Origin of the sequence: Natronomonas aquatica (assembly GCF_024449025.1) — an archaeon.
GTDB lineage: Archaea > Halobacteriota > Halobacteria > Halobacteriales > Haloarculaceae > Natronomonas > Natronomonas aquatica.
Genome location: NZ_JAHLKM010000067.1, coordinates 1 through 1448 on the forward strand (window position 1 = coordinate 1; position 1448 = coordinate 1448).

1 protein-coding gene is annotated in these 1448 nt (G+C 56.8%); it reads right to left on the reverse strand.

Annotated elements, in window-relative coordinates; all coding sequences use genetic code 11:
- Positions 1-21: 21 nt before the first annotated feature.
- Positions 22-1362, reverse strand: a complete 1341-nt coding sequence (locus tag KM295_RS16745) for an ISH6 family transposase (RefSeq protein ID WP_256031516.1) — start codon at positions 1360-1362, stop codon at positions 22-24.
- Between the last annotated feature and the right edge of the window lie 86 nt (positions 1363-1448).

Sequence of the window (1448 nt, forward strand, 5' to 3'; positions counted from 1 at the left end):
TTGGTCGTGTCGCAAAGCGGTCTAGAGTTTGCCTCTGGTGCTCTCAATTGAGAGGTCACAGTTCATTGCTGTTTTGGTCGGTCGCTGGAGCAGTTCGTCGAGGAACGACTGATAGTAAGGTGGATCGGCGTATTTCACCAACCGAAGCTGGAGTATTGCCTCTAATCCTTCCTTCGTCCAGCGCATCCACTGATTCTTGCATCGCTTGCTGACTTCGCCCATCAGTCGTTCGACGGGGTTCGAGGTCCATGGCACCTCGAACCCCTCGATGGCCTGCTTGGCAAACGTCACTATCGACGGCAGCCACCGCCGAAGATACCTCGCCGCCTTCTCCGACCCGTACTGATCCAACTGCCACGCTGTCTTCTCGATACGCTCGGTCGTTCGCGTGATCCGCTCGCGGATCACCGCGAACTCCTCGTCTGGCCGATGCTTGATGACCGAGTTCTTCAGATGGAACACTTCTTCAATTACTTCCGAAACGATCTGGTTACGCCGATCCAACGAAAAGACACCGTCGTCCCACAGGTTGTAGTCAAGCGTTCGGCCAACGTGGACGAGATCGAGTTGGTGATCGCTGTGTTCGTCGGTAAAGGCTGTGACAATGCCACTATCGCCGTCACTGACGACCGTCGCGTCGTCAGTGACTGCACCGATGTCTTCGAGCTCGGCGGCTGTCTCGTCCCAGTCAGCGTTGACCGAGAGATCGAGCAGAGAGCGTGAATCCTTGGCGGTGTTTTCGCCAAGCGTGGCTTGGACAGAGTGGTACGATCGGTCTTCGTCTTGGCTGTAACAGTGCGTGCCGTCAGGAATAACGGCGTCAGCGTCGGTGTCAGCGACACAGTCGGGAAGAAACTGCTTGAGTTTGGTGCCGTATTCTTTGGTGCGACGGTTGATGGTGGTCGGCGACGGCATCCTCTCGAAGATGCCGTCGCCGTGATCTGCCGCATCACGATAACTGAGTGAGGTAGCGAGGTCGACGCTTTGGGCGGCGATGTCCTGCTGATAGCGGTTTTGGCCGTCGAAGCCGAGAACGTCTTCGACGGGCCGGAAGTAACTGGATTCGTCGTGATCAGCAGCTGTGTCTTTGACGTAATGAAGGTCGAACTCGTGTTCACCGGCAGTTGTGACGGCTGTGCGAGTATCAGTACCGGCTCGTTGGAACCGGTTTTCGCCGTTGCCGTGAGCGTGTTTTTCGCCACAGAGCGCCTCGACGCGGCCCGCGTCGAGGCTTTCGATGAGTCCTTCGAGAAGGACCGATTCGATGTTTTGGTCGGTAATGAACTCGGCAAGCGTGGCCAGCGGTATCGTTTTGTCGTCATCGATGCTAACGGTCAACCGCACGTCGATTGTGGCGTGCATGGGACACCTCGGGTGGACACCAGAGGCGTCCCCTTGCTCAGGGGAGTCAGTTACTACTGAATTCTAGAGGACTTTGCGACACGACC

Coding starts and splice junctions, on each gene's coding strand:
- KM295_RS16745 (WP_256031516.1), bottom strand. CDS start 1,362: ATGCACGCCACAATCGACGTGCGGTTGACCGTTAGCATCGATGACGAC.